General features: G+C 60.7%; 4 protein-coding genes. All 4 read right to left on the minus strand.

Going from position 1 to position 6156, the window contains the following annotated elements:
• Positions 1–100: 100 nt before the first annotated feature.
• The 4 genes from OC610_RS19210 to OC610_RS19225 all read right to left on the minus strand — a co-directional run bounded on the left by OC610_RS19210 (position 101) and on the right by OC610_RS19225 (position 6108).
• A complete protein-coding gene (locus OC610_RS19210) occupies positions 101–1465 on the minus strand; it encodes a DUF1329 domain-containing protein (RefSeq protein WP_264429879.1) in 1365 nt (454 codons plus the stop codon).
• Positions 1466–1490: 25 nt separating this feature from the next.
• Positions 1491–3365: a DUF1302 domain-containing protein gene (locus OC610_RS19215; protein ID WP_264429881.1), complete on the minus strand. Its 1875-nt coding sequence runs from the start codon at positions 3363–3365 to the stop codon at positions 1491–1493.
• A 287-nt stretch (positions 3366–3652) separates the two neighbouring features.
• Positions 3653–5335 (minus strand): fatty acid--CoA ligase, encoded by a 1683-nt coding sequence (locus OC610_RS19220; protein WP_264429883.1) that lies wholly within the window; start codon positions 5333–5335, stop codon positions 3653–3655.
• Between the two features lie 143 nt (positions 5336–5478).
• A complete protein-coding gene (locus OC610_RS19225; RefSeq protein WP_198796258.1) occupies positions 5479–6108 on the minus strand; it encodes a LysE family transporter in 630 nt (209 codons plus the stop codon).
• Positions 6109–6156 lie beyond the last annotated feature (48 nt).

Genomic DNA, 6156 nt, shown 5'->3' on the forward strand with positions numbered 1-6156 from the left:
GGGAGCAAGTTCCCTCGCCACAAAGGGATTGTGTTGGCAAAAAAAACGCCCCGAACCAGTCGGGGCGTTTCTTCGAGGATGCGGCCTCGGGCAAAGCGGTTTAGCGGATTCCTTCCTGGCGCAATGCGTTCGGAGTGAAATCAGCGGTGGTGGCGGTGAAGCCGAAGTCGTAGGCCGATTTCTCTTCATTCTTCATGCCCAGGGCCAGGTAGCGACCGGACTGCAGGTCATAGATGACCTCCATGGCGTACCACGGCACTTGCTTGTCGTAGTAGTTCTCGGCGTGGGCTTCGGCGACGCGCCACAGCTGGCCGCGACCGTCGTAGTGATCGATGACCGCAGCTTGCCAGGTGTCTTCGTCAATGTAGAAGTCACGCTTGGCGTAGATGTGGCGCTGGCCTTCCTTCAAGGTCGCGGTCACGTGCCAGACACGACGCAGCTCATAGCGAGCCAGGTCCTGGTTGATGTGGCCAGCCTTGAGGATGTCGGCGTACTTGAGTTGCGGCGAATCGATCTTGTGGCTGTTGGAGGCGATGTACAGCTCTTTCTTGCCTTCCAGCTTCCAGTCGTAACGGTCCGGCGCGCCGTTGTACATATCCAGGTTATCGGAGGTGCGCAGGCCGTCGGCGGCGGTACCCGGGCCGTCGTAGGCGACTTGCGGCGCCTGGCGCACGCGGCGTTGGCCGGCGTTGTAGATCCAGGCCTTGCGCGGCTCCTTCACCTGGTCGAGGGTTTCGTGCACCAGCAGCACGGTACCGGCCAGGCGCGCCGGCGCCGTCACTTGCTGCTTGAAGTAAAACAGCACGTTGCCCGGGTTGGCCGGATCGAAGCCCTTGATCTTGTCACGGAACACGAACTGATCCTGGAAGTACACGAGGCTGTACGAACCGTTGGGCTGCGGCGTGGCCTGGGTGACCAGTCGTGTCACGCTGCCGCCGCGATAGCGGGTGATGTGGTTCCAGATCACTTCGAGTCCGCTCTGGGGAATCGGGAACGGCACCGCCGTCTCGAAATTCTCCAGGCCGTTGCCGCCGCCCACCAGCTTGGTGTTCACGGCGTTTTTCTTGATGGAGGCCAACACGTCATCCGGCACGGTGGCGCCGCGATGGGTCGGATAGACCGGCATCTTGAAGGTTTCCGGGTAGCGCTTGAACATCGCGTACTGGCCCGGGGCGAGCTTGTCCTTGTACTGGTCGACGTTCTGCGCGGTGATGGTGAAGACCGGTTTTTCACTGGCGTACGGGTCGGAGAGGAAGCCTTTGCCGTCCACGCTGCCGGCGTTCTTGGCCATGGGTTTCCAGGCTGTGATCGAACCATCGGCATTGCCGGCCATCTCGGCGCCCATCGGCGTCAGGCTCTTGCCCAGCTTATCGGCCTCGGCGGCAGGCACGGCGGCCATGACGCTGGCCGCCAACAGGGATAACCCCAGCGCACCGACTTGCAATAGATTCTTTGTTATTTTCATAGTGTGTCGTCCTGAAATACGGTGCTTAGAAGTTCACGCCGACGCTGAGCGCCACGAAATCGCGATCGTCCACGGTACTGAAGTCCCCGCCAAAGAAGTTGGTGTAGGCCAGGCTCGCGTTGTAGGTGTTCTGGTACTCGGCATCCAGCCCGAGGCTGACGGCCTTGCGACCTTCCTCGAAGTTGGCGCCAGGGCCTGGCGAGTAGCCTTTCACGTCATGGGACCACGCCACGTTGGGCTTGAGGTTCACACCGGCGAAGACGTCCGGATAGTCCCAGATGGCGCGAGCGCGGTAGCCCCAGGAAGTGGCGGTGGTGAAGCCGTCGTTGTTGCAGTTGCTGTTGACGTCGTTGATGGTCTGGCCGCCGCCGGCGGCGGTCGATGTGTTGAGGGTGTTGCAGAAGCCATTTGGCAGCTCACCCGGCCCGAATACCGGATCACGACCGTAGCGAACGTCGGATTTGCTTTCCAGACCGCCCACATGTGTCACACCGATTTCGCCCACCAGGGTAAGACGGCTGGCGCCCATGACCTGGTCGAGGAAGTGGGTGAATGTGGTCTGGAACTGGGTGATTTCCTTGCGACGGTAGCCGTGCAGATCCTGGCCTGGTACGCCTGTCAGGAGCGAAGCGTTATCAAAAGGAAGCGTCCCCCCTGGCCCTTGGATCGGGCGAACACCTGCAAACAAAATATCAGTCGTGCTCAGTTGAACGGGCGCATTCGGCCGATAACTCAACTCACCGCTCCATGCGGTTCCTGTAGGTAACGTGGTCGAGAAACTCAAGCCATAGAGTCGGATATCTTCCGGATATTCAACGAAATAATTGGAATTACCCGCCACGATCAAAGGGCGAAGACCAGCCAATGGTCCCAGCGGCGTCGTATAGAACCGTGACGCAGCTCCCGTTGCACTGAAAATTGGAGCGCGGCTGTGATAGTTCATGAAATAGGCGCCAAATTCGGTATCCAGCGGTTCAAACATGTATTTCAGCGATGCGCCCCACTGACCACTGTCCCGGGCATCGCGATCCGGGCCTCGACGAACCAGCACGCCTTCTTCGTTCACATCCACGCCATTCGCAGTCAGGAATGGCAAGGCTGCGCCAGGGATAGTCGAACGCTTATTCAGCACCCGCAAATTATCCGAGCACCCATCCGCAATCACATCCGGCTGCGAGAAAAACGTCCCGCAGTTATCCACAACCGTCTGGTCCCACTCGATCTGGTAGAAGGCTTCAGCCGACAAGTTATCGGTCAGGCTCTGGGACACATAGAACATGTTGACCGGGATCAGGCCTTCCTTGACCTCGGCGCCCGGACGACGGAACGCGGACACGTCGACCGGGTTGATGGCGTTGATACCGCCCTGGATGAAGGTGCTCTCACCCCAACTGACGACCTGCTTGCCCAGGCGGACCGAACCCGGTTGATCGGCAATCGCGTAGTTGTGGTAGACGAACGCATCGAGAATCTGACCGCCGGAGGACTTGGCGCCTTCCTTGCGGTTGCTGTCGCTGATGTCTTTGAAAAGACGGTTTTCGTCCTTGAGTTCAAAGTCGTACCAATACTTGCCACGCACAAACACACCGGTGTCGCCGTACTTCAGCTCCAGATCGTGAATGCCCTTGAAGATCTTCGAGAAGGTTTCCCCACGCTTGAAGTTCAGGTGGCCGTCATCGGAAGTCTGGGACAGGCCCTTGCCGCCGTTGTTCACACCGATCAGGTCGCGGTTGGCCTTGGCCGTGGACCAGCTCGCGCCGACCGACAGGGACGAATCGAACTGGCCTTCGATTTCACCGATGTTGAAGCTGACGCCGAAAGCCGGGCCGGCGAGCGAAGAGGCAAGACTGACGGCCAGCGGCAATTTTGCCCGGCGCCAGAAAGTGTTTGCTGAGGTCATCGACGCAACTCCATGTGTTTTATTGTTATGGCAGTGGGTATTTCCGGAAACCCTTCGCCGTGCTGGCACGTGCGTCCCATTCCAGAAAACCTTGAGCGGACTATAGCCAGCAGGTAGTACGGCTTGATCCCTCTAAAGTGTGATTTGCAGCCCCCGACCACTCTGGAACAGTCCTTCGCCAGGCCGACGGCTGTCGGCACGGCAAGGATGGCTGAATTTTCGGTTTTGACAAGACAAGCGCTTGCTTGGTGGGGCTGCCGTGCCCTTTTCGGGCACGGCAGGGACGCTCAGAGCGTCGAGAGGAAGGTGCTGTTGTTGCTCTGCCATTCGGTGATGTCGACGCGGATACGCTTCTTGTCGAGCTTGCCGACGCTGGTCTTGGGAATTTCCGTAACAAGGGCGATCTGGCTCGGGATTGCCCACTTGCTCAGGTGCCCCAGCTCGACAAACGGCTTGAGGTGCTCCTTGAGCTCGCGAGCCCCGATCTCGTGCCCTTCGCGAATCACCAGCAAGGCAAACGGCCGCTCGCCCCACTGCGGATCGGGAATGCCGACCACTGCTACTTCACGTACCGCCGCATGACGGCTGATGAGGTCTTCGAGGTCCAGGGAGGAGATCCACTCGCCACCGGTCTTGATCACGTCCTTGATGCGGTCACGAATGTCGATGAAGCCCATGCCGTCGAGCGTGGCGACATCGCCGGTGTGCAACCAGCCGCCGCTCCAGAGCTCGGCGCCCTTGTGCGGTTCGTTGAAATAACCTTCGGTGAGCCACGGTGCGCGCAGCACCAATTCGCCCTGGGTCTCGCCGTCGGCGGGCAGAAAGCGGCCCTCGCCGTCGACGATCGCCGCCTCCACCAGCGGCCCCGGCACGCCGGCCTTGATCCGGTAGGTGATGCGTTCGTCTTCGCTGCCGGCCATCAGTTCGTCGTTGAGGTGGGCGCAGGACACCAGCGGGCCGGTCTCGGACATGCCGTAGGCAGCGGTGAGCTGGATGCCCTTGGCTTTGGCCGACTCGTACAGGCTGCGGTTGAGGGCGCTGCCACCAATGACAATTTTCCAGCCGCCGAAATCGACGCCCTGGGCGCCCTTGGCGTTGAGGAGCATCTGCAGGATGGTCGGCACGCAGTGGGAAAAAGTGACCTTTTCCTTGCGCCACAGCTGCACCAGGAACTCCGGGTCGTAACGGCCGGGGTAGACCTGCTTGAGCCCCAGCATGGTCGCCACGTAGGGCAGGCCCCAGGCGTGAACGTGAAACATCGGCGTGATCGGCATGTACACGTCGTTGGTACCCAGCAGCCGCACGCTGTCGATCGCCCCCATGATGGTCGCCACGCCCATGGTGTGCAGCACCAGTTGCCGATGGGTGAAATACACGCCCTTGGGGTTGCCCGTGGTGCCGGTGGTGTAGAACGTGGTGGCGACGGAGTTCTCGTCGAAATCCTGGAAGTCGTAGACCGGGCTTGCACCGGCCAGGAGTTGCTCGTACTCGCCAACCAGATCTGGCAGGTCGGCGGTTTTTTCCGGCAGGTCGGTCAACAGCAGGGTTTTCTTCACCGTGGTCAGGTGCCCGGCAATCGCCTGGTACAACCCGACGAACTCGCTGTTGACCAGCACGAAGCGGTCCTCGGCGTGATTCATGGTGTAGAGGATCTGCTCCGGCGACAGGCGCACGTTGATGGTGTGGATCACCGCGCCGATCATCGGGATCGCGAACATGCATTCCAGGTAACGATGGCTGTCCCAGTCCATCACCGCCACGGTATCGCCGGCCTTCACCCCCGCCTCGGTCAGCACATTGGCCAGCCGCGCGACGCGCTCCATCAGCGTCGGGTAGCTGTAGCGCAACTGGTCGCGGTAGATGATCTCGCGGGTTTTCTCGTAACGCGCGCCGGACATCAGCAGCCGCTTGATCAGCAGCGGGTATTGATAGGCGCCTTCGGCTGGAGGAATTACGCGAGTCTGCAACATAAGTGTCCCTTTTCTGACTGCACGGTCTTGGCTGGAAGCAAGCACTCTAAAGCGCTTCTCCACGGATCAAATCAGCCGAAGGAATGATTTGATCCGCCCGCAAATACCAGCCTTGAGCCATCATCGGGACGGGTTCAGCCCAATCAATGGGCCTCGGTAAATGCCAGCTTCACCCCGATCGCAACCAGCACGGCGCCCATGGTCCGGTCGAACCAGTGGCCCATGCGGGCAAAAGCGGCACGCACCCGCGCCTGGCTGAACAGCATCGCCACCATGCAGAACCAGGCCGCCGTGGCGACCGCGAGGTATACGCCGTAGCCGGCCTGGATCGCCATCGGGGTATGGGGGTTGATGACCACGGTGAACAGGGACAGGAAGAACAGCGTCGCCTTGGGGTTCAGGCCATTGGTCACGAAGCCGGCCGTAAATGCGCCGCGAGCGGTGCGTTCGCCGACTTCCTTGTGCAGGTTTTCCTCGCTGGCCTTGGCCGGCTGCGCACGCAATGCCTTGAAGCCGATGTACAACAGGTAGGCGGCGGCGGCCCACTTCAATGCGTTGAACAGCACGATCGATTGGGACACGATCAGGCCGATGCCCAGCAGCGAATACCCCACGTGCAGGAAAATCGCCGTGCCGACGCCCAACGCTGTCCAGGTCCCGGCGCGACGACCGTGGGTCACGCTTTCACGCACCACCACGGCGAAATCCGGACCAGGACTGGCCACGGCCAGCAAATGGATCAGGGCGACGGTGAGGAATTCGGCGAGGTACATGATGGGGCTCCTTGGCGACAATCTCTGTTGAATGATCCCGTGGCGAGG

The sequence above is a fragment of the Pseudomonas agronomica genome (assembly GCF_025917275.1).
GTDB lineage: Bacteria > Pseudomonadota > Gammaproteobacteria > Pseudomonadales > Pseudomonadaceae > Aquipseudomonas > Aquipseudomonas agronomica.